This is a genomic window from Cupriavidus sp. GW821-FHT07C08, assembly GCF_059419025.1.
The window spans coordinates 85,229-107,685 of record NZ_JBWKQZ010000027.1 but is presented as its reverse complement, the minus strand read 5'-3'; the positions used below and the strand labels follow the sequence as shown (position 1 = coordinate 107,685).

General features: G+C 68.7%; 20 protein-coding genes. 11 read left to right on the top strand and 9 right to left on the bottom strand.

The genetic code is table 11. The annotated features are described in order from the left end of the window. Positions 1-5 precede the first annotated feature (5 nt). From AC07UK_RS28215 to AC07UK_RS28190, 6 genes are all read left to right on the top strand, one after another. Positions 6-605, top strand: a complete 600-nt coding sequence (locus AC07UK_RS28215) for a LolA-related protein (RefSeq protein WP_436225261.1) — start codon at positions 6-8, stop codon at positions 603-605. A gap of 20 nt (positions 606-625) precedes the next feature. Continuing rightward, positions 626-3,025, top strand: coding sequence for an MMPL family transporter (locus AC07UK_RS28210; RefSeq protein WP_436225260.1), 2,400 nt, complete (start codon positions 626-628; stop codon positions 3,023-3,025). Further along, positions 3,022-3,870, top strand: coding sequence for a polysaccharide deacetylase family protein (locus AC07UK_RS28205; RefSeq protein ID WP_436225259.1), 849 nt, complete (start codon positions 3,022-3,024; stop codon positions 3,868-3,870). The genes AC07UK_RS28210 and AC07UK_RS28205 overlap by 4 nt, the downstream gene beginning before the upstream one ends. 66 nt (positions 3,871-3,936) lie before the next feature. Next, positions 3,937-5,139, top strand: a complete 1,203-nt coding sequence (locus AC07UK_RS28200) for a beta-ketoacyl-[acyl-carrier-protein] synthase family protein (protein ID WP_436225258.1) — start codon at positions 3,937-3,939, stop codon at positions 5,137-5,139. 8 nt (positions 5,140-5,147) lie between these two features. Further along, complete coding sequence (locus tag AC07UK_RS28195; RefSeq protein ID WP_494686871.1) at positions 5,148-5,960, top strand: beta-ketoacyl synthase chain length factor; 813 nt, start codon at positions 5,148-5,150, stop codon at positions 5,958-5,960. Beyond that, entirely contained in the window at positions 5,953-6,453 is a 501-nt protein-coding gene (locus AC07UK_RS28190) for a hotdog family protein (protein WP_494686870.1), read from the top strand. Before AC07UK_RS28195 ends, AC07UK_RS28190 begins: the two co-directional genes overlap by 8 nt. A gap of 6 nt (positions 6,454-6,459) precedes the next feature. On the opposite strand, the gene fahA is transcribed toward AC07UK_RS28190, so the two are convergent. The 3 genes from fahA to AC07UK_RS28175 all read right to left on the bottom strand — a co-directional run bounded on the left by fahA (position 6,460) and on the right by AC07UK_RS28175 (position 10,087). After that, positions 6,460-7,722, bottom strand: coding sequence for a fumarylacetoacetase (fahA, locus tag AC07UK_RS28185; RefSeq protein WP_494686869.1), 1,263 nt, complete (start codon positions 7,720-7,722; stop codon positions 6,460-6,462). A 138-nt stretch (positions 7,723-7,860) separates the two neighbouring features. Further along, positions 7,861-9,180 (bottom strand): homogentisate 1,2-dioxygenase, encoded by a 1,320-nt coding sequence (gene hmgA / locus AC07UK_RS28180; RefSeq protein WP_436225255.1) that lies wholly within the window; start codon positions 9,178-9,180, stop codon positions 7,861-7,863. A 520-nt stretch (positions 9,181-9,700) separates the two neighbouring features. Next, the gene (locus AC07UK_RS28175) at positions 9,701-10,087 is read right to left on the bottom strand and encodes a helix-turn-helix domain-containing protein (protein WP_013953309.1); all 387 of its coding nucleotides are present in this window, start codon (positions 10,085-10,087) and stop codon (positions 9,701-9,703) included. Between the two features lie 338 nt (positions 10,088-10,425). Between AC07UK_RS28175 and AC07UK_RS28170 the strand changes: the two genes are divergently transcribed. The 3 genes from AC07UK_RS28170 (at position 10,426) to AC07UK_RS28160 (ending at position 12,571) form a co-directional block, all read left to right on the top strand. After that, the gene (locus AC07UK_RS28170; protein ID WP_041228671.1) at positions 10,426-11,031 is read left to right on the top strand and encodes a TetR/AcrR family transcriptional regulator; all 606 of its coding nucleotides are present in this window, start codon (positions 10,426-10,428) and stop codon (positions 11,029-11,031) included. A 171-nt stretch (positions 11,032-11,202) separates the two neighbouring features. Next, positions 11,203-12,258, top strand: a complete 1,056-nt coding sequence (locus AC07UK_RS28165; protein WP_494686868.1) for an alpha/beta fold hydrolase — start codon at positions 11,203-11,205, stop codon at positions 12,256-12,258. Beyond that, positions 12,239-12,571, top strand: a complete 333-nt coding sequence (locus AC07UK_RS28160; protein WP_494686867.1) for a DUF2917 domain-containing protein — start codon at positions 12,239-12,241, stop codon at positions 12,569-12,571. The genes AC07UK_RS28165 and AC07UK_RS28160 overlap by 20 nt, the downstream gene beginning before the upstream one ends. A gap of 135 nt (positions 12,572-12,706) precedes the next feature. Here the strand turns inward: AC07UK_RS28160 and aliA are convergent, their stop codons facing one another. The 4 genes from aliA to badH are packed head-to-tail and all read right to left on the bottom strand — an operon-like array spanning position 12,707 to position 17,155. Further along, positions 12,707-14,350: a cyclohexanecarboxylate-CoA ligase gene (aliA, locus tag AC07UK_RS28155; protein WP_494686866.1), complete on the bottom strand. Its 1,644-nt coding sequence runs from the start codon at positions 14,348-14,350 to the stop codon at positions 12,707-12,709. A gap of 42 nt (positions 14,351-14,392) precedes the next feature. Next, the gene (aliB, locus tag AC07UK_RS28150; RefSeq protein WP_436225251.1) at positions 14,393-15,544 is read right to left on the bottom strand and encodes a cyclohexanecarboxyl-CoA dehydrogenase; all 1,152 of its coding nucleotides are present in this window, start codon (positions 15,542-15,544) and stop codon (positions 14,393-14,395) included. A gap of 30 nt (positions 15,545-15,574) precedes the next feature. After that, positions 15,575-16,357, bottom strand: coding sequence for a 2-ketocyclohexanecarboxyl-CoA hydrolase (gene badI / locus AC07UK_RS28145; RefSeq protein WP_436225250.1), 783 nt, complete (start codon positions 16,355-16,357; stop codon positions 15,575-15,577). A gap of 30 nt (positions 16,358-16,387) precedes the next feature. Further along, positions 16,388-17,155, bottom strand: a complete 768-nt coding sequence (gene badH / locus AC07UK_RS28140) for a 2-hydroxycyclohexanecarboxyl-CoA dehydrogenase (protein ID WP_436225249.1) — start codon at positions 17,153-17,155, stop codon at positions 16,388-16,390. A 139-nt stretch (positions 17,156-17,294) separates the two neighbouring features. On the opposite strand from badH, the gene AC07UK_RS28135 reads away from it, so the two are divergent. After that, positions 17,295-17,816 (top strand): MarR family winged helix-turn-helix transcriptional regulator, encoded by a 522-nt coding sequence (locus AC07UK_RS28135; RefSeq protein ID WP_436225248.1) that lies wholly within the window; start codon positions 17,295-17,297, stop codon positions 17,814-17,816. 264 nt (positions 17,817-18,080) lie between these two features. After that, on the top strand, positions 18,081-18,374 hold the full coding sequence (locus AC07UK_RS28130; protein ID WP_013953318.1) for a GYD domain-containing protein: 294 nt from the start codon (positions 18,081-18,083) through the stop codon (positions 18,372-18,374). Positions 18,375-18,451: 77 nt separating this feature from the next. On the opposite strand, the gene AC07UK_RS28125 is transcribed toward AC07UK_RS28130, so the two are convergent. Beyond that, positions 18,452-19,468 carry a zinc-binding alcohol dehydrogenase family protein gene (locus AC07UK_RS28125; RefSeq protein WP_494686865.1) on the bottom strand — a complete coding sequence of 339 codons (1,017 nt, stop codon included), beginning with the start codon at positions 19,466-19,468 and terminating at the stop codon, positions 18,452-18,454. Between the two features lie 169 nt (positions 19,469-19,637). Continuing rightward, a complete protein-coding gene (fdhF, locus tag AC07UK_RS28120) occupies positions 19,638-22,454 on the bottom strand; it encodes a formate dehydrogenase subunit alpha (protein WP_436225246.1) in 2,817 nt (938 codons plus the stop codon). Positions 22,455-22,457 lie beyond the last annotated feature (3 nt).

Sequence of the window (22,457 nt, the reverse complement as noted above, 5' to 3'; positions counted from 1 at the left end):
CCCTGATGCCCCTTTCCAGACGCCCTTTCCGCTTCCTGATGTCGATGCTGCTGGCCGGCGCCATGCTTGCGTTGGCCACACCGTCCGGTGCCGCCACGTTTGGCGTCGACCAGCTGATGTCCACCCTGGCGCAACGCAAGTCGGGGCGCGTGCTGTTCACCGAGACCAAGTACATGGCGATAGTCGACAAGCCGGTGCAGTCGACCGGCGAACTGCTGTTCACGGCGCCCGACCACCTGGAGAAGCGCACACTGTCGCCCAAAGCCGAGAACATGGTGCTCGACGGCGACATGCTGACGGTCGAGCGCGACGGCAAGCGCTACACCATGCCGCTGCAGAACTACCCCGAGCTGGCCGCCTTTATCGAAAGCATCCGCGGCACGCTGGCAGGCAACCGCCAGACGCTGGAGCGCTACTACAAGCTCGGCCTGGAAGGCCGCGCCAGCCGCTGGACGCTGACGCTGACACCGGCGGACTCGCGCATGGCCGCTGTGATCAGCCAGGTGCGCATCGACGGCAGCCAGGATGCGCTCGACCGCGTCGAGATCCGGCAGGCCGACGGCGACCGCTCGGTGATGAAGATCCGACCTGCCGGCCACCCATGAGCGCAGCGCCGCCCGCAACGATGCGCCCAGCGACGAGCCGGCTCGCGCTGGCACTGTGGATCTTCGCCATGCTCGCCTGCGCGGCCGTCATCAGCCGCACCACCTTCACGGCCGACCTCTCGGCCTTCCTGCCTCGGCTGCCCAGCGCCGAGCAGCAATTGCTGGTGAACCAGCTGCGCGACGGACTGGTATCGCGCCTGGTCCTGGTCGGGATCGAAGGCGGCGATGCCGATGGCCGCGCCGCGGTATCGCGTGCCATGGCGGCACAGTTGCGCGGGGACCCGCGCTTCACGGCGATCCAGAACGGCGAGCCGGTCAACCAGGCCGCAGACCGCCAATACGTGTTTGCGCACCGCTACCTGCTCAGCCCCGCAGTCACGCCGGAGCGCTTCAGTGAACGCGGCCTGGCACAGGCGCTGAATGAATCGTTCGAGCTGCTGGCCTCGTCCGCCGGGCTCTTCACCAAGTCGCTGCTGCCGCGCGATCCCACCGGCGAAGTGGCCGCGATGCTGGCACAGCTGGATGCCGGGCAGCGCGTGCCCATGCACGCCGGCGCCTGGGCGTCGCGCGACGGCAAGCGCGCGGTGCTGCTGGCCCAGACCGCCGCCGCGGGTTCTGACACGGATGCGCAGGCACAAGCCATCGGGGCCGTGCGCGAGGCGTTTGCCAAGGCCGCGACGGCTGGCCAGTACCAGCTGGTGATGACCGGTCCGGGCGTGTTTTCCGTCAATGCACGCGACACCATCCGCCATGATGTGGAGCGCCTGTCGACCATCGGCGTGGCCATCATCGTCACGCTGCTGCTGCTGGTCTACCGCTCGGTGCCACTGCTGGTGCTGGGGCTGGTGCCGGTACTGAGCGGCGCGCTGGCGGGCATTGCCGCGGTCAGCCTGGGCTTCGGCGGCTCGGTGCACGGACTGACGCTGGGCTTCGGCACCACGCTGATCGGCGAGGCGGTCGACTATTCGATCTACCTGTTCGTGCAGTCCGCGCAGTACACGCGCGACGGCCGGCGCGACGAGCGCGCCTGGCTGGGCGGCTTCTGGCCGACGGTGCGCCTGGGCGTGCTGACCTCGGTCTGCGGCTTTGCCTCGCTGCTGCTGTCGGGCTTTCCGGGGCTGGCGCAGCTGGGGCTGTATTCGATTGCCGGGCTGACGACCGCGGCGCTGGTGACGCGCTTCGTGCTGCCGCAGCTGGTGCCGGCCACGCTGCACCTGCGCGACGTGGCGCCGCTGGGCCGCCGGCTGCAGTGGCTGGCGGCGCGCGCGCACCGGGTGCGCTGGCTGGTGCTCGTGCTGGTGGTGGCAGCCGGCACGGTGCTGGCCATGCACCGCGGCACGCTGTGGGGCCGCGAGCTGCAGGCACTGAGCCCGGTGTCGGCCAGCGACCAGGCCCTCGACACCAGCTTGCGCGAGGACCTTGGCGCACCCGACGTGCGCTACCTGGTGGTGCTGTCCGGGCCGGACCAGGAGTCCGTGCTGCAGGGCGCGGAGCGCGTGGCACGTGAACTGGACCCGCTGGTGGCGCAGAATTTCATCGGCGGCTACGAGAGCCCGGCGCGCTACCTGCCCAGCGCGGCGACCCAGCGCGAGCGCCAGGCCAGCCTGCCGCCGCCCGACGAGCTGGCGCAGCGCCTGCGCGCCGCCATCGCCACGCAGCCGGTGCGCGCGTCCCTGTTCGCGCCGTTCCTGGCGCAGGCCGAAGCGGCGCGCACCGGTGCGCTGCTGCGGCGCGAGGACCTGCGCGGCACCTCGATGGCACTGGCTGTCGATGCGTTGCTGGCGCAGCGCGACGGGCGCTGGAGCGCCACGCTGCCGCTGCGCGCACCGGCCCACACCCCGCAAGGCACGGCCGACGGCGTCGACACCAGCGCGGTGCGGGCCGCGGTCGCGCGGGCCGGCGTCGCTGACACGCTGTTCGTCGACCTCAAGGGCGAATCCGACCGTCTCTACACCGGCTACCTGCGCGAGGCCTTGCTGCTGTCGCTGGCCGGCCTGCTGGCGATCATCGTGCTGCTGGCGGTGGCGCTGCGCTCGGCACGGCGCGTCGTGGCCACGGTGCTGCCGCTGGCCGCGGCGGCGCTGGTGGTGCTGGGCGGGCTGGCAGCGCTCGGCCAGCCGCTGACGCTGCTGCATCTGGTGGGCCTGCTGCTGCTGATGGCAGTGGGTTCCAATTACGCGTTATTCTTCAACGGCCCCGCGTCGGGCAGCCAGCTGGCGGGCGCTTCACCGCATACACTGGTATCGCTGCTGCTGGCCAACCTGACCACGGTGGCCGCCTTCGGCCTGCTGGCGCTGTCGAGCCTGCCGCTGCTCAAGGCCTTCGGCCTGACGGTAGGTCCCGGTGCCGTGCTGGCCCTGTGGTTTTCGGCGATCCTGGCGCGCCCCGCGGCGCCGGACACAGCCGGGAGTGCAACATGAATTCGTATCCCGCACCGCGCGTTGCCTTGCACGGCACCTCCAACAGCCGCCCTTGGCGCCCCACCCCTCTGCTTTACGGCACCGCCGCCGTGCACCTGGGTGCCGCCGGCGCGATGCTGGCGCACCCTGAAGCCATGGGCATGGCGCTGGCCGGCGTTGGCGCCGCCCATGCGGCAATGTGCGCCGCCGGCCTGTGGCCGCGCAGCCGCTCGCTTGGCCCCAACCTGCTGTGCCTGCCGCCCTCGGCCAGTGACTGTGTGGCACTGACGTTCGACGACGGCCCCAACCCGGCGTTGACGCCGCGCGTGCTCGACATGCTGGACCAGCACGGCGCGCGCGCGACCTTCTTCTGCGTCGGCGCGCGCGCCGCGGCGCATCCGGAACTGGTGCGCGAAATCGTCCGCCGCGGCCACGCCGTGGAAAACCACAGCATGTACCACCGGCTGCACTTCTCGGTCTTCGGTCCGGGGCGCATGCTGCGCGACATCGGTGCCGCGCAGCAGGTGCTGACCGACCTCACCGGCCAGGCGCCGCGCTTCTTCCGCGCGCCCGCGGGGCTGCGCAATCCCTTCCTTGAGCCAGTGCTGTGCCGGCTCGGGCTTCAGCTTGCCGCCTGGACCCGGCGCGGCTTCGACACCCGTTGCGGCGACCACGCGGCACGCGTGGCGCAGCGCCTCACCGGCAAGCTCGCCGGGCGCGACATCCTGCTGCTGCACGACGGCAATCCCGGCACCGATACCGCCGGCAATGCGCACTGCACCACGGTGCTGCCGGGCCTGCTCGCCGCCATCGAACAAGCCGGCCTGCGCTGCGTCACGCTGCGCGCGGCCGTGCCACCAGCCTGAGTGAGCTGCGGCTTGTTACAATTGGCACAGCCTTCCGAGATTTCTTCCATTCGTTCCCCCTAAGCCGTGTCCCCGCTCCTGTTCTCGCATTTCACGGCCACCAGCTGCCTGGGCGCCGGTGTAGACGCCACCCTGTCGGCACTGCGTGCGCAGCGCGGCGGCCTGGCGCCCTGCCGCTTCGGCGGCGTCGAGCTCGATACCTTCGTCGGCGAGGTACCCGGCCTGGACGCCGTGGCACTGCCGCCCGCACTGGCCGAATTCGACTGCCGCAACAACCAGCTGGCGCAACTGGCGCTTGAGCAGGACGGCTTTGCCGCGCGCGTGCGCGAAGCGGCGGCGCGCTACGGCGCCCACCGGGTCGGCGTCTTCCTGGGCACCAGCACCGCGGGCGTGCTGCAGACGGAACTGGCCTATCGCCAGCGGGATCCTGCCAGCGGCGCGCTGCCGCCGGGCTTCCACTACGCCACCACCCACAACCCCTACTCGCTGCCCGCCTTCCTGCGCCAATACCTGGGGCTGGCCGGCCCGGCGGCTGCGGTGTCCTCGGCCTGTTCATCCGGCGCCAAGGTGTTCAGTTCGGCACGGCGCATGCTGGAGGCCGGACTGATCGATGTGGCCGTCGTCGGCGGCGTCGATTCGCTGTGCTACACGACCCTGTACGGCTTCAATTCGCTGGAGTTGTTGTCCGACCAGCCGTGCCGGCCCTATGACGTGGCGCGCAACGGCATCTCGATCGGCGAGGGGGCGGCATTCGGCCTGCTCGAACGCGTGGCCGGCACCCCGCCAGGCGATGCCATCCTGCTGGCCGGCATCGGCGAATCGAGCGATGCGCACCATATGTCGACCCCGCACCCCGACGGGCTGGGCGCGCGCCTGGCGCTGGAGCAGGCACTGGCCAGCGCGGGGGTCGCGCCGGCACAGGTCGGCTACGTCAACCTGCATGGCACCGCCACGCGCAGCAACGACGCAGCCGAGGCGATGGCCATGGCCGCGGTGCTGCCCGGCACGCCTTGCAGCTCCACCAAGGGCGCCACCGGGCATGCGCTGGGTGCCGCCGGCGCGCTCGAAGCCGTCATTTGCGCGCTGGCGCTGCGCCACGGCCTGGTGCCCGGTGGCATCAACACCACGCAGGTGGATCCGGCGCTGGACGTGAACTACCAGCTCACCAACCGCGAAGCACCGCTGCGCTATGCAATGACCAATGCTTTCGGCTTCGGCGGATCCAACTGCAGCCTGCTGTTCGCCCGCGCGGACGCAGCATCCCACTGAGCATCGCCATGCCGCAGCACGTGTATATCGAAAGCATCGGCCTGCTCGGCCCCGGCCTGACCGGCTGGCAGCAGGCCACCGAAGTCCTTGCCGGCCGCGTGCCGTATGCGCACGCGCCGACCGAGCTGCCGCCACCCGCGGGCCTGCCGCCGGCCGAACGCCGCCGCACCGGCCCGACCGTACGGCTGGCGCTGGCGGTGGGCCAGCAGGCCGTCGCCGCCAGCGACTGCGAAGCCGCGCAGCTGCCGACGATCTTTGCCTCGTCCAGCAGCGACGGCTTCAACTTCCATGCGATCTGCGAAGCGCTGGCCGAGCCTGAGCCGCTGATGTCGCCCACGCGCTTCCACAACTCCGTGCATAACGCGACCGCCGGCTACTGGTCGATCGCCGCGGGCGCGATGCGCACCTCCAATGTGCTGTGCGCCATGGATGGCAGTGGCAGCGCGGGCTTGATCGAATGCGTGCTGCAGGCCGCCGCCGAAGCCGAGCCCTGCCTGCTGATCGCCTACGACACCGGCTATCCCGAGCCGCTGCACAGCCACCGCCCGATCCCCGATCCCTTCGGCGTGGCCCTGCTGCTCACGCCGCGGCAGACCGCGCGTTCGCTCGCGCGCATCGGCGTGGCGCTGAAGCAGGCACCGGCCACGGTGATGCCGGACGCCGCGCTGGAAGCGCTGCGCACGTCGGCGCCGGCCGCACGCATGCTGCCGCTGCTGGCGGCCATCGCCCGCGGCGAAACTACCACCGTGGTGCTCGATTATCTGGACACGCTGCAGCTAGAAGCCGAGGTGGAAAGCCTCGGTGGCCACGCGGATGGCTGAGCTGTTGAAAGACCGTGACTGGATCGCGGCACGCATTCCGCACCAGGGCACGATGTGCCTGCTCGACGGCGTGCTGGCCTGGGATGCGGCATCGGTTCGCTGCACGTCCGCCACGCATACGCGCGCGGACAACCCGCTGCGCGCGCAGGGCCGGCTGGCCGCGGTCAGCGGGATTGAATATGCGGCACAGGCCATGGCCGTGCACGGCGCATTGCTGGCGGAAGCGGAACCAGGCAAGGACGCGCAGCGCCCGCGCTCGGGCTACCTGGCCAGCGTGCGCAAGCTGGTGCTGCATGTGGAGCGGCTCGACGATATCGACGCGCCGCTGCAGGTTGAGGCGCAGCGTATCAGCGGTGAAGGCAGCAGCGTGCTGTACGCCTTCACCGTCAGCGCCGCGGGCCGGGCACTGCTGTCAGGCCGCGCGGCGGTCATCCTGGATGCCGCCGCAGTCGGCCAAAGCGTCGACCGCAGCGCCGACCGCAGCGCCGGCTGAAACGCTTCAGCGCGCCGGCAGGATCTTGCCCGACACCGCGCCGAAGCCGACGCGATAGCCTTCGCCCTGGCAGTAGCCGGTCATGATCACGTCGTCGCCATCCTCCAGGAAGCCGCGGCGGCTGCCGTCGGCCAGCGTCACCGGTTCGGCGCCGTTGCGGGTCATTTCCAGCAGGCTGCCGTAGGAATCCGGCGTGGTGCCGCTGATCGTGCCCGAGCCCATCAGGTCGCCCACGCGCACATTGCAGCCCGACACCGTGTGGTGGGCCAGCTGCTGCGCCATGGTCCAGTACATCGCCTTGAAGTTGGTGCGGCAGATGGTGCTGGGGGCCGACGCGCCCTGCGGCTGCAGCGCGACTTCCAGCGCGATGTCATAGGCGTTCTTGCCCTGCTGCTGCAGGTACTCCAGCGGCTGCGGCGACTGCTCGGGGTTGTCGCGGCGGAACGGCTCGAGCGCTTCCATCGTCACCACCCACGGCGAGATCGAGGTGCCGAAGCCCTTGCTGTTGAACGGCCCCAGCGGCACGTACTCCCACTGCTGGATATCGCGCGCGCTCCAGTCGTTGAGCAGCACCATGCCGAACATATGCGCCGGCGCATCGGCGGTGCTGATGGACTCGCCCAGCGCCGATTCCTTGCCGACGATAAAGCCCATCTCCAGTTCGAAATCCAGCTTGCGGCAGGCGCTGAACACCGGGCGCGCCTCGTTCGGCAGCTTGATCTGGCCGTTGGGGCGATGCAGCGGCGTGCCGCTCACCACCACCGAGCTGGCGCGGCCGTTGTAGCCGATGGGGATTTCCAGCCAGTTGGGCAGCAGCGCATTGTCGGGGTCGCGGAACATGCGGCCGACGTTGGTGGCGTGCTCCTTGGACGAATAGAAGTCCGTGTAGCCCGGGATCTCCACCGGCAGGTGCAGCGTCGCGGCCGCCATCGGCACCAGTGCCTTGTCTCGCAGGGCGGCGTTGTCGCGCAGCGCGGCGTCATCACCGGACAGCAGCGCGCCCAGGCGCTTGCGGGTTTCGCTCCACACCGGCTTGCCCAGGGCGATAAAGCGGTTCAGGCTGCCAGCGGCGAACGTGCCTTTGGCAGCGGCCGGCAGCAGGCCGGCTTCATCCAGCGCGGCGAGGTCCAGCACCTGGTCGCCGATGGCAACGCCGACGCGCGGGGCCTGGCCCTTGGTCGAAAACACGCCATACGGCAGGTTCTGCAGCGGGAAGTGGGACTGGCCGTCGTTGGCGGAAGCGATCCAGCTGGTCTTGGGGGCGGTCATTGGGATACTCCGAAAATTTGGTGGCACTTGTCGCGTGCGGCGACGCGTCATGCTTGACGAGCGCCTGCCCTCTCCCCCGGCCCCTCGCCCGCTTGCGGGAGAGGAGAGAAAACCGGGCGGGCGGCCAGGCGTCCGGGATTAGCGAGTGTTCGGGTTGAAGTGTTTCTTCAGGCCCTGCCAGCACGTGTAGTAGTCCTGCTGCAGCGAGGCCGACTGCGCGGCATACGGCGTCGGGCGGATCACGCCCGGAGTCTCGAACATGAAGGCCATGGTGTCTTCGATGCGGTGCGGCTGCGAGGTATCGGCGGCGCTGGCCTTCTCGAAGGTTTCCGCATCCGGGCCGTGGCCGCTCATGCAGTTGTGCAGGCTGGCGCCGCCCGGGGCAAAGCCTTCGGCCTTGGCATCGTAGACGCCGGTGACCAGGCCCATGAATTCGCTGGCGATATTGCGGTGGAACCAGGGCGGGCGGAACGAGTCCTGCATCGCCAGCCAGCGCGGCCCGAAGATGACGAAGTCGATGGTGTCCACGCCCGGCGTGGCCGACGGCGACTGCAGCACCAGGAAGATCGACGGGTCCGGGTGGTCGAAGCTGATCGAGCCGATGGTATTGAAGTGGCGCAGGTCGTACTTGTACGGGGTGTAGTTGCCATGCCAGGCCACCACGTCCAGCGGCGAGTGGCCGATCCCGGCGCGCCACAGGTTGCCCTGGAACTTGGCCACCAGCTCGAAATCACCCTCGCGGTCTTCATAGCTGGCCACCGGCGACAGGAAGTCGCGCGGGTTGGCCAGGCCGTTGGAGCCGATCACGCCCAGGTCGGGCAGCTGGAACAGCGCGCCGTAGTTCTCGCAGATATAGCCGCGCGCCTCGCCGTCGGGCAGTTCCACGCGGAAGCGCACGCCGCGCGGGATCACCACGATCTCCTGCGGCTCCACTTCCAGCCGGCCCAGCTCGGTCACCATCAGCAGGCGGCCCTGCTGCGGCACGATCAGCATCTCGCCGTCGGCGTTGTAGAAGAAGCGGTCCTGCATCGACTGGTTGGCCAGGTACAGGTGGATGCCGCAGCCGGTCATGGCCTCGGGGCCGCCGTTGCCGGCCATGGTGACGATGCCGTCGACAAAGTCGGTCGGCACCGACGGCATTGCCGGCGGGCTCCAGCGCATCTGGTTGGGCGACGGCGGCACCTGGTCGAAACGGCTCAGGAAACGCGACTGCTCGATCTGCGTGAACGGCGTATGCATCGCGGCCGGGCGGATGCGGTACAGCCACGAGCGCCGGTTGTGCGCGCGCGGCGCGGTAAAGGCCGTGCCGGACAGCTGCTCGGCGTACAGGCCGTAGGGCGCGCGCTGGGGCGAGTTCCGCCCCACGGGCAGCGCACCGGGCAGCGCCTCGGTGGCGAATTCATTGGCGAAGCCGGACATATAGCCGTGCTCGGCGAGCTGGGTGTGCGTGAGTGTCATGGTGTCGTCAGCGTTCCTGGGTCTCGATCCATCTGGCGCTGCGCTGGCGCCTGGCGGCCTCTGGCTGGGAGTGCCTGCCGGTTCGTATCCAGCCTGTGCGTGGTGCACGAGGCAAGAATTACGGAATACGTAATGCATTTACCATATCGTAATCGCCAGCATCGGACGTGTCAAACGGCATCGCGTGCGCATGCGCCGGACGCCGCTTGCATTGCAGTTGTAGGTGGGAAACGGGAAAGCGGGAAGAAACCAGCCAGGCGCTGTGACGCGCGCTGGCACGTGCGCGGTGGCAATCGCTCACGCAGCGGAAAGGAAAAACCGGGGAAACGGGAAAGGCGGGAAAGCGCCGAAGCAGGCAGCCGGGCCTGCGGCGTCATCCACACCGGGCGTCGCGAACGGCGCTCAGGACAATAGCGACCGGCGCGGTGCGGAACGCCCCGCGCCGGTTGTCATGCGGTGGCCTGGAGGCCAGCTGCCGGTGCCGGCGCGTTGTGAACGCGGCCGGCCGGGCAGCGGCTGGTCAGACCGGCTTGTGGCCCTCTCCGGTCCCGGAGCCGAAAGCGCCTCCGGAAGCCGGCGCCGCAGCCGGCGCGGCCGTGCTTCCGGCGGCCGGCTGGCCTGCCATGGAAGCTGCCGTCACGCCGCCATTGCGGCTGGCAATAAATGCGTTGACGTCTGCAGCAAGATGCTGCGGGGCCAGCACGACTTCCAGGCCCAGCGCCTCGCAGGCGGCCAGGAACGTCGACATGCGGGGATCGGCCTGACCCGACTCCGCCCGCAGGTAGGCTTCCCGGGAAATCCCCGCTTTACGGGCGACGTCCTCCTGCTTGAGCTTGCGCGCGCGACGCAACGCCCGCAGTTGCCGGAACGGTTCGCTAGCGCCTCTTGGCACGGCTGTACTGTTCATGTCGGTCTCCAGTCACCAGTGAAAAAAAGTGCGCGGACGTGCATTCGAGTATAGAGCACGCAAAGCGTTCCGTATGTAACCGCAGAAACACTTTGTGCAGATTTCTTAGAAGTCCGCAATCCCGCCCTGACATCGGCCGACTGGCGAACGTCAAAGAGCCGGATCATGCACAACATCGCTGAGCCGCCCAATCTCTAACGAGTCTTGGCGGTTTGCGTTGACGTCACATGCCTATCCATATGACGTTATGGCCTCGCGGACACAAGTGCGCAAGTCGGGGCAAATACCATGCATCTGGTTTCGTTGACAAACCGACCGGTCGTGCTATTCTTCAGACCATGCAGAAAGGACAACTCACCCGCAACGCGATCGTCGAACAGGCACTGGACACCGCTGCCAAGGTCGGCTTCGAACAGTTGTCGCTGGCCACGCTGGCCGCGGACACCAATATGTCGAAGAGCGGCCTGTATGCGCACTTCAAATCCAAGGAGGTGTTGCAGCAGGCAGTGCTGGACCTGGCCGTGGAACGCTTCGGCGAGATCGTGATCCGGCCAGCGATGCGCCAGCCGCGCGGGATGCCGCGGCTGCAGGGGCTGTTCGAAGGTTACCTGGAATGGCTGGGCGGCACGGTGACTCAGGGACGTTGCCTGTTCACGGCGCTGGGCCAGGAATACCGCGACCGGCCGGGCTCGATCCGCGACCTGGTGGTGCAGTCGCTGAAGGATTGGCACAGCACGGTTGCGCGCGTGGTGGGCGACGCCATCGATGAGGGCCATTTCGGGCCAGACACCGATCCGCGCCAATTTGCTTTCGAACTCGCGGGCATCGGCATGGCCTTCCAGCAATCCTTCAAGCTGCTTGGCCGCGAGGATGCCGAGACCATGGCGCGGCGCGCATTTGCGGCACTGGTGGCCCGTGCCGCCGAGGGCGCCCGCCGCCACTGAGCCACACATTGGCGCCGGCGCTACCCCGCCGGCAGGCAGCAACCGCTCCGGCGGGCTTTTTTTGTACTGAAAAAAGCACGACTGGTCGGTCTTAACAACAGCACGGAAAGCCGCCGGCGGGGCCGGTGCCGAGGATGCAGTTCAATCCAGAATCCATTGGAGGTGCAGGTCGTGACGCAAGCAGTCTCTTCTCCTTCCGCGGTCTCCTCATCCCCCGCCGCCGCGCCCTTGCCCGCGCGCGCCGGCAACGCGCCGCTGCGCACCGGCAAGTCCGGTGCGGTGGAGCGAGCCTTGCAGGGCTGGCAGCGGTTGCGCTGGCAGGCGGGTAGCATGGTCAGGCCCGGCGCGACAGCGCGCGCGCTGGAGCACATCTGGTTCAAGCCGCCGCGCGCCGCCGCCACATCGGCAGCGCGGCACTTGCTGGACAGTGCGCGCGCCGACTGGGCGCTGGTGACGGGCCAGGGCCCGAGCCGGCGCGTGCGCGTCTATCGCTGGGGCGCGTCCGGTCCCGTGGTGCTGCTCGCGCACGGCTGGGGCGGCCACGCCGGCCAGTGGCATGCGGTGGTCGAAGGCCTGCTGGCAGCCGGCATGCGGGTGGTGGCCTTCGATGCGCTCTCGCACGGCGCCTCCGATGCCGGCGCGCGCGGCGCGGCGCAGACCTCGGTGCTGGAAATGTCGCGTTCGCTGCTCGCCGCAGCCTGGCATGCGGGGCCGGTACACGCCGTGGTGGCGCACTCGCTCGGCGGCGCAGCCACTGCGCTGGCGCTGCGCGAAGGCCTGCCCGCCCGCGCCGCCGTGCTGGTCGGATCGCCGGCCGACATGCACGCCGCGTGTGCGTCGCTGGCCTGGCAAATGGGCTTCACCCCCGGCGTGCTGGCGCGCATGCAGCGCCAGAGCGAGCGCTGGCTGGGACTGCCATGGTCGGCTTTCAACGTGCCCGACGTCGGCCGCACCCGGCCGGTCCCGCCAACGCTGGTGATCCATGACCGCGACGACAAGGAGGTGCGCTGGGAAGACGGCGCCGCCATCGCCGGCGCCTGGCCCGGCGCGCAACTGGTCACGACCAGCGGCCTGGGGCATCGCCGCATCCTGCAGGACCCCGCCGTGATCCAGCGTATCGCCGATTTCATCCGGCCCGGCACAGCGCGCGCGGTGATCCCGCCCGCGCGTTGCACGGCCTGGCCGTCGACTGAACCTGGAGACCATCATGTTCCTGGTGAGCAATGACATGACCGCCACCCTGCCCGCACGCAGTTCGCTGCGGCTGGTGGCGGGCCCCGGCGAACACGTCGCCGTGCGCTGCACCGAAGGCGAGCTCTGGCTGATCCGCGACGGCGACCCGAAGGACACCGCGCTGACGGCCAGCGAGAGCTTTACGTTGTCCGACAGCGGCCACATCGATCTGTATGCCGTCACCACGGCATCGCTGCACGTCACACGCTGCCGGCAAGGCGCCGGGCCGGCAGCGGGCGCCTGGCGGCAATGGCTACGGCGCTTGCTGGCGCCGCATGGGCGCGGCTATTCCGGCGCAGGTCGGTGACGGGTGGGGCCGGGCACCCCTCGCCCTGCCAGCCTTGGCGCGAACGCGCGGTCGTGGTCGGGCGCAATGCGCGGCGGTTAATTGCGCTTTTTGGATTGCGCGGCGGCCGGCGCCCCGGCCACCGCTGCACCAGGTTCAGGACGGGTCGCCGCGCAGCATCTCGCGCAGCCGGAATTTCTGGATTTTCCCGGCGGGTGTGGCCGGCAGGGCGTCCCGCACCACGAGCTTCTCGGGGATGTACTGCAGCGCCATCTTCTGCGCCTTGAGCCAGTCCACCATCGCCGCTTGGTCGAACGCCTGTCCGGCGCGCGGCACGACAAAGGCGCAGGCACGCTCGCCCAGCCGCTCATCCGGGTAGGCGACGATAGCCACCTGCGACACCGCGGGATGGCGGTATAGCAGAGTCTCGACCTCGAGCACGGGGATGTTCTCGCCGCCGCGGATGATCACGTCCTTGCTGCGCCCGGCGATGCGCAGGTAGCCGTGCGCATCGAGCCGCGCCAGGTCGCCGGTGTCGAACCAGCCATCGGCATCGGTGCTGTTCAGATGCGGCCGCTTCAGGTAACCGCCGAAGTTGGAACACGCTCGCACCAGCAGGCGGCCGGTCTCCCCGGTGGGCACGTCGGCATCGGCGCCGTCCACCACCCTCACCTCCACGCCCGGCAGCGGGCGACCATCGGTGGTCGATGCGCGCGCTTCGGGATCGTCCGGCAGCGTGGTGGTGACCGCGCCGTTCTCCGACATGCCCCACGCCGACACGATCGTGGCGCCCAGCGCCAGTCGCGCGCTCTCCACCAGCGCGCCCGGGATCGGCGCGCCGGCGCACAGGAAGGTGCGCAGGCTTGGCACGGGCGTGCCGGACTCCGACACCACGCGGGCAAGATCCGTCAGGAACGGTGTGGATCCCATGGTGAAGGTCACGCCTTCCTCGCGGATCAGCGCGGCCGCGCGCGCCGGGTCCCAGATGTCCTGCAGCACCGCATGCGCGCCCAGCATCACCGGCATCATCAGTCCGTACATGAAGCCAGTCTGGTGCGCCATCGGCGAGGCCATCAGCACCACGTCGTCGACCGTCAGGCGCAGCCGATCGGCATAGGCAACGATATTGGAGAACAGCGTGTTGGCGCTATGCATCACGCCCTTGGGCTCGCCGGTGGTGCCGGAGGTGTAGATCAGTTGCGTGACGTCGTCAGCGCCCGGGCGGCCGCGCAGCAGGATGTCCGGCGCATCGGGCTCATCTTCCCAGCGCGGACCGCTGAGCAATGCGTCGAAGCTGTCCGCTCCAGCGCCGCCCGTGACAACGACGTGGCGCAGCGCCGGCAATACGTGGCGCAAGCCCTGCACCATCTGCGCATGCCCGAAGCTCCGGAAACCCTGCGGCACCACCATCACCTTGCTTTGCGCATGCGCCAGCATGAACGACAACTCGCGCTCGCGGAAGATTGGCATCAGCGGGTTAAGCACCGCGCCCAGCCGTGCGCACGCCAGGTACAGCACCGTCAGGTGCCAGCCGTTGGGCAACTGGCAGGACACGACATCCTGCGCACCGACGCCGAGGCGGCTCAGCCCCACCGCCACCCGGTCGGCCATCCGGTCCAGCTCGGACCAGGTAAAGCGGGCCACGGTGCCGCTGTCGAGGCTTACCGCAGTCAGGGCCGGCGCGTCGGGCCGCCCGCTCACGCAGGCGGCAAGGTAGTCGTTGACGGTGCGGTCGTGCCAGTGGCCTGCCGCCACGCTGGCGGCTCGGCGGGGCGCAATCAGTACGGCGTCGAAATCCATCGCTTGTCTCCTCGTTATGCGATGCCGCGTGCGAGCGCGGCTTCAGGCCGGGACGGCTTCGCGCCCGGCGCGCCCGCGGGCAATGATGGTCTTCATGATCTGCGCGGTACCGTCGCCGATCTGGAAGCCGAGCACATCGCGCAGGCGCTGCTCCATCACGCCGCGGTCATAGCCGCCGTGGCCGAAAGACAGCAGGCACTGGTGCACCACGTCGTAGGCCAGCTTGGGCGCCCACCACTTGCACATCGCGGCTTCGGCGGTGTGTGGCTGGCCATGGTCCTTCAGCCACAGCGTCTGCAGGCACAGCAGCCGGGCCGCGGTCACCTGAGTCTGGAAATCGGCCAGCGGGTGCGATACCCCCTGGAAGGCCGACAGCGGCTTGCCGAAGGCCTGGCGTTCCGCCACATAGGTCCAGGTCTCGTCCAGCGCGGCCTGCGCCACCGCCAGCACCTGCAGGCCGATCAGCGCGCGTGAGAAGTCGAAGCCCTGCATCACCTGCACGAAGCCCTGGCCTTCCTCGCCCAGCAGGTGGCTGGCCGGCACGCGCACGTTCTCGAAGAAGATCGAGCCGCGGCCGATGGCGCGCTGGCCGTGGCAGTCGAAACGGTTGCGAGTGATGCCAGGCAGGTCCATCGGCACCAGCATGGCTGAGACGCCACGCGCGCCGGCATCGACCGGGCCAGTGCGGGCAAAGACCACCGCGGCATCGGCCTGGTCCGCGGCGGAGATCGAAGTCTTCTCGCCGTTGAGCACATAGGCGTCGCCGTCGCGCTCCATGCGCAGGCGCAGGTTGGCCGCGTCGGAGCCGCCGCGCGGCTCGGTCAGCGCGATCGCCAGCAGCGCTTCGCCGCGCGTGAGCCGCTGCAGCCACGGCCCGCCGATTTCAGGACGCGCGTGCTGTGCCAGGATCTGGCCATTGAGCGAAGCCAGCAGGTTGATATATGACAGGCTCAGGTCGGCGCGCGCCACCGCTTCATGAATCACGCCGGCCGCGAGCGAGCCCATGCCCTGGCCGCCGCAGGCCTCGGGCAGTTCCGGCGCGATAAAGCCCATCTCGCCCATCTCGCGCATCAGCGCGCGGTCCAGCACGCGGGTCTGGTCCCGCTCCAGGTAGCCGGGCGCCACGCGCGCATCGGCAAAACGGCGCGCGTGCTCCGCCAGCGCCATCAGGTCTTCGTCAAGGTAGGGGTTCATGGTTGTCTCCGCTTGGTCGGATGCCAGCGCTTATCTGGCGTACTTGCGGAAGTCGGGCTTGCGCTTTTCCTGGAAGGCCTTCACGCCCTCGCGCGATTCCTCGGTGTCGTAGTAGAGCTTGAGCGCGTACATGCCCATGCCGGCGATACCGCCCTGGTGCGCGGTGTCCATGTTGAACGAGCGCTTGGCGATGGCGATGGCGGTCGGGCTCTTGTCCAGGATCTCGTCGCACCACTTCTGCACTTCGGCGTCGAGCTGGTCATGCGACACCACGGCGTTCACCAGCCCCATCGCCAGTGCCTCGGCGGCCGGGTAGCGACGGCACAGGTACCAGATCTCGCGCGCCTTTTTTTCACCGACCACGCGCGCCAGGAAGGCCGTGCCATAGCCCGGGTCGACCGAGCCCACCTTTGGCCCTACCTGCCCGAACACGGCCTTTTCAGAGGCGATGGTGAAATCGCAGATCGTGCACAGCACGTTGCCGCCGCCGATGGCAAAGCCCTGCACCCGCGCGATCACCGGCTTGGGCACGTCGCGGATGGCGTTGTGCAGTTCTTCCATCGGCAAGCCGATGGTGCCGCGGCCGTCGTACTGCCCTTCATGCGCTGACTGGTCGCCGCCGGTGCAGAACGCCTTGTCGCCGGCACCCGCCAGCACGATGGCGCCGATCTCGCGGTCGTAGCCGGCGCGGTTGATGGCGTGGATCAGCTCGTCGCAGGTGCGGCCACGGAAGGCGTTCATCTTTTCCGGGCGGTTGATGGTGATCCAGGCGGCGCCGTTGCGCACTTCGTACAGGATGTCTTCGTATTGCATGGTGGTCTCCGTTTTCTGGTCTTTGCTTGCTCAGCCATTCATGGTCAGGCCGCCCGACACGCTCAGCACCTGGCCGGTGATAAAGCCGGCGTCGTCGCTGGCAAAGAACAGCACCGCGCCGGGCAGGTCGTCGGGCTGGCCAATGCGGCCCAGCGGGATCGAGCGGGTAAAGGCTTCCACCAGCTTCTCGGGGTTGCCCGCACCCTGCTTGTAGTCTTCGAACAGCGCGGTCTCAGTCGGCCCCGGGCACACCACGTTGACGGTGATGCCATGGCGAGCATGTTCGCGGGCTATCGTCTTGGAGAACGACACCAGCCCGCCCTTGCACGCGGCATAGACCGCCTCGCCGGACGAACCCACGCGCGCCGCGTCGGAGGCGATATTGATGATGCGGCCGCGCTTGCGCTCGATCATGCCGGGCAGCACCGCGTGGTGCATGTGCAGCGCGCCGGTCAGGTTGATGGCGATCAGCCGCTCCCATTGCGCGGGCTCGGTCTTGATGAACGGCTTGAACACATCCCAGCCGGCGTTGTTGACGAGCACATCCACCGGGCCCAGGCCCTGCTCCACCGCCGCCAGCGCGGCATCCACGCTGGCGCGCTCAGTGATGTCGCAGCGAAGCGCCAGCGCCCGCCCGCCCGCCTCGCGGATCTGGCCGGCGACGCGCTCGGCCGCTTCCGGGTTCAGGTCGAGCACGCCCACCGCCGCCCCGGCGCGCGCAAAGCGCAAACAGGTTGCGCCGCCGATACCACCGCCACCACCGGTCACGATGACCGTCTTGCCTTCAAGTCCTTGCACAGCGTTCTCCTTTCAGGATTCCGGTGCTATCGTGCCGGCCATGACGCCGTCACATCGCACCGCTAAATAGGTAAATATGTTTACCTATAATAGGAGGCAGCCGCTGCCTGCGCAAGACGCCAACACTGTGGAAAAGACTATGGTTAACCCGGAATCAGGAGCAGAACTCCCGACAAACGCGCGCATGGAACTGGCCAACCGGCTGTTCTTCCGACTGTACCAATGCGCAAATATGTTGCATAAAACGGGATCACGAGCCGTCGAGGCAGAGGGTCTGACGACGCAGCAGTGGGCCGTGCTCGGCGCGTTGTCGCGCCCGGAAGCCGCCGATGGCATGAGCGTGGGCGACCTGGCCCGCTACCTGATGGTGAGCCGGCAGAACCTGTCAGGACTGGTCAGCCGGATGGAACGCGACGGCCACGTCACGCTGGCCCCGGACGGCCGCGACCGCCGCTCACGGCTGATACGGATGAGCGAGCCGGGGCGGGAGGTCTGGCTGCACCAGGCGCAGCCGAAGATCCGTGCTTATTACGAGCAGGCGCTGACGGGTTTTTCTACCAATGACCTGACGCACACGCTGCATTACCTGCTCAAGTTGCTGGATAACATGCGCGCACTCGACACGCCCGACAGCGCGGACGGTGGCAGTCCACAGGACTGAGCCGCACGCAGTATCGCAACTGAAACACACCGGCCGGCCGGAACAGCCGGCCGCGCGCCCGCGGTCCGCATCCTGGCCTGCCGCGCCGACTGGCGCGCAATATGCGTTGGCATGAAGTTGCTCAGACATCGCGAGCATCAACGGCGAAGCGCCATGCCATTCGCGCCTCGCCACGCCCCGAAGCCCTGAACCACTGCCCCGGCCGTTTGCGCCGTGCACACCGCCGGGACGGCGACCAATCCAACCATAACCGGAGGTCTCGCCATGACCCGCTACATCGTGCTAGCCAGCTTCACCGACCAGGGCATCCGCACTGTCAAGGACACCACCAAGCGCGCCGCCGCGGTGCGCGAGATGGGGGCGCGCCTGGGCGTGCAGATGAAAGACATCTACTGGACGCTGGGCGAATACGACATCGTGCTCACCGTCGAAGCGCCCGACGACGAGACCATGACCAGCTTCGGGCTGACCATCGGCGCGGCCGGCAACGTGCGCACCCAAACCCTGCGTGCCTTCAACAGCGACGAGATGCAGGGCATTCTCGGCAAGATGGGCTGACCCTTGCCTGAGAAACACACAACGCCCGCCGGGGCCATCCCGGCGGGCGTTGTTGGTTGCGGGCGCAGCGCGCCGGCTCAGAACCCTTCCAGCACCAGCTTGCCGATGGTCCGCCCGCCTTCCAGCATGGCGTGCGCGCGCCGCAGGTTCTCCGCATTGATGCGCCCCAGGTTCTCGCCCAGCGTGGTCTGCAGGCGGCCGGCATCGACCAGCCGCGCGACCTCGTTAAGCAGACGATGCTGGGCGACCATGTCGGGCGTGCTGAACATGGCGCGCGTGAACATGAATTCCCAGACGAAGGTGGCGCTCTTGTTCTTGAGCAATTCCACCGGCAACGGCCGCGTATTCGAGACGATCGTGCAGATCTTGCCCTGCGGGGCGACCAGTTCAGCCATCGCCGGGAAATGGCCGTCGATATCGCTGAAGCAGAGGATGTAGTCGACCTCGGCAAATCCCAGCGCCTTCAGCTGCGCCGGCAGGTCGCCACGATGGTCAACGGTATGGTCGGCGCCAAGGCGGCGGCACCACTCCTGCGACTCGGGCCGCGACGCGGTGGCGATCACGGTCAGCCCGGCCAGCACCTTGGCCAGCTGGATGCCGATCGAGCCCACGCCGCCCGCGCCGCCGATGATCAGCACCGAGCGGCCGGCGTGATCCCCCTTGGGCGAAATGCCGAGCCGGTCGAACAGAGCCTCCCAGGCGGTGATCGCCGTCAGCGGCAGCGCCGCCGCGTTGGCGAAATCCAGCGAGGCAGGCTTGTGGCCGACGATGCGCTCATCGACCAGGTGGAATTCAGCGTTGGAACCGGACCGCGTGATGCTGCCCGCGTAGTAGACCGGGTCGCCAACCTTGAACAGGGTCACCTCCGGCCCCACCGCCGCCACCGTGCCGGCCGCGTCCCAGCCCAGCACGCGCGGCGTGGGCTCTGCCTGCGCCTTGGGCGCGCGCACCTTGGTGTCGACCGGGTTGACCGAGACGGCCTCGACCTTTACCAGCAGGTCGCGGCCGCCGGGGCAGGGTATGTCGATCTCCACGTCCTGCAGCGAACGCGGGTCGGTGATGGGCAGGTACTGGGTCAGGCCGATGGCTTTCATGGGGGGCTCCGGGTTGTGTAGGGAATGAACTGAAGCGTAGCCCGTCACGATTGATTTGATTAGCTGGAAACTACAGCAATCAATTTCCCGAAACTCCGGATAGTCACCAAACAAAAAGGGCCGCCTGCGCTACCTGCGCAGGCGGCCCCGCCAGGGCTTGCCGTTGACCCTACACCGCCGCCAGGATCTGCCCGCCGCCGTAGCTCGACTGCTCAGGCGCGTCGCCGCCCAGTGCCATCTTCACCGCGCAGTACTTGAACTCCGGGATCTTGCCGAAGGGGTCCAGCGCCGCGTTGGTCAGCTTGTTGATCGCCGCCTCGTAATAGCAGAACGGCACGAACACCGCCCCGCGCGGCGTGCCGGCGTCGGCCCGCGCGTACAGCGTGACTTCGCCGCGGCGCGATGCCAGCGTGACCACGTCGCCCGGCTTGCCGCCCAGCGCGTCCAGGTCCAGCGGATGCACCAGCGCCACCGGATCGGGCTCGATCGCATCGAGCACGCCGGCGCGCCGCGTCATGCTGCCGGTGTGCCAGTGCTCGAGCTGGCGGCCGGTGATCAGCACCATCGGGTAGTCGACATCGGGCCGCTCGGCCGCCGGGATGATGTCGGCCGGCACGAAGCGCCCACGGCCGGTCTCGGTCGGGAAGCTGTCGATAAAGATCACCGGTTCGCCCGGGTCGCCCTCTTCCTTGCACGGATAAGTCACGGCATGTTCGCGCTCCAGCCGCTCCCAGGTCACGCCGCCGATGCTGGGCATGGCCTGGCGCATCTCATCGAAGACCTCGGCCACGCCGTCGTAGTGCCAGTCCAGCCCCAGTTGCGCCGCCATCTGCTGGATGATCCACAGGTCCTGGCGCGCCTGCCCAGGCGGGTTCAGCGCCTGGCGGCCGAGCTGAACGGTGCGGTCGGTGTTGGTGAAGGTGCCGGTCTTCTCCGGGAAGGCCGAGGCCGGCAGCACCACGTCGGCCAGGTAGGCGGTCTCGGTCAGGAAGATGTCCTGCACCACCAGGTGGTCGAGCGAGGCCAGCGCCTCGCGCGCGTGCTCGGCGTCGGGATCGGACATCGCGGGGTTCTCACCCATGATGTACATGCCGCGCACCTCGCCGCGCTCGATCGCCTGCATCACTTCGACCACGGTCAGGCCGGGCTGGCGGTCCAGCGGCATGCCCCACAGCGCCTCGAAGCTGGCGATCGCCACGGGATCGTCCACGCGGCGGTAGTCCGGGTACATCATCGGGATCAGGCCGGCGTCGGACGCGCCCTGCACGTTGTTCTGCCCTCGCAGCGGATGCAGGCCGGTGCCGGGGCGGCCGATCTGGCCGGTCATCAGCGCCAGCGCGATCAGGCAGCGCGCGTTGTCGGTGCCGTGCACGTGCTGCGACACGCCCATGCCCCACAGGATCATCGAGGCCTTGGACGTGGCATACAGCCGTGCGACCTCGCGGATGACCTCGGCCTCGATGCCGCACACCGGCGCCATCAGTTCCGGGCTGTACGCCGCGACATTGCGCTGCAGCTCGTCAAAGCCGATGGTGCGGCTGTCGATGAAGTCCTGGTTCACCAGGCCCTCGGTGACGATGACATGCATCATCGCGTTGAGCAGCGCCACGTCGGCATCGGGCTTGAACTGCATGAAGCGATGGGCAAAGCGCGCCAGGTCCGAGCGGCGCGGATCGGCCACGATCAGCTTGGTGCCGTTCTTCACCGCATTCTTGATCCAGCTGGCCGCCACCGGGTGGTTCACGGTCGGGTTGGCGCCGATCACGATCACCACCTCGGCCTTGTCGACATCCATCACCGGGTTCGATACCGCGCCCGAGCCGATCCCCTCCAGCAGCGCCGCCACCGACGAGGCATGGCACAGCCGCGTGCAGTGATCGACGTTGTTGCTGCCAAACCCGGTGCGCACCAGTTTCTGGAACAGGTAGGCCTCTTCATTGCTGCCCTTGGCCGAGCCAAACCCTGCCAGCGCGCGCTTGCCGTGGGTGTCGCGGATCTGCGCGAGCTTGCCGCCGGCCAGCGCCAGCGCCTCTTCCCAGGTGGCCTCGCGGAACACGTCCATGACGTGGTCCGGATCCATGACGAAATCGCCCTGCTTGGGCACGCCTTCGCGGCGCACCAGCGGCACCGTCAGGCGCTGCGGGTGCTGCACGTAGTCAAAGCCGTAGCGGCCTTTCACGCAAAGCCGCTCGTGGTTGGCGGGGCCATCGCGCCCTTCCACGAACAGGATGCGGTTGTCCTTGATGTTGTAGGTCAGCTGGCAGCCCACGCCACAGTACGGGCAGACCGAGTCCACCTGCTTGTCCGGCACCGCCAGCGCGGCGTCGCGCGCGGGCATCAGCGCGCCGGTCGGGCAGGCCTGCACGCATTCGCCGCAGGCCACGCAGGTCGACGCACCCATCGGGTCGTCCATGTCGAACACGATGCGGGCTTCGTCGCCGCGCAGCGCCAGGCCGATCACGTCGTTGACCTGCTCGTCGCGGCAGGCGCGCAGGCAGCGCGTGCACTGGATGCAGGCATCCAGGTTGACGGCGATGGCCGGGTGCGACAAATCCGCCGCCACGCGTTCGCGCGGGGCAAAGCGGGGCTTGCCGACCTCCAGCTTCGCGGCCCACTGGTCCAGCTCATTGTGGCGGGTGTAGTCGGTCTCGGGCATGTCCGACTGCAGCAGCTCCAGCACCATTCGCTGGGCGCGGCGGGCGCGCTCGGATTCGGTCTGGACCTGCATGCCTGCGGCGGGATAGCGGCAGCAGGACGGGGCCAGCACGCGCTCGCCCTGGATCTCGACCATGCAGGCGCGGCAGTTGCCGGCAGGCTCCAGGCCGTCCTTGTAGCACAGGTGCGGAACGTCGAAGCCTTCGCGCTGGGCCACCTTGAGCAGGCTTTCGCCGGGCTGGGCGCTCACCTCGCGGCCGTTGAGCGTGAAGGTGACGGCTGGCTCGGCGGATTCGACAAGCGCGCGTTCGGCGCGGGTCAGTGCATTCATGTC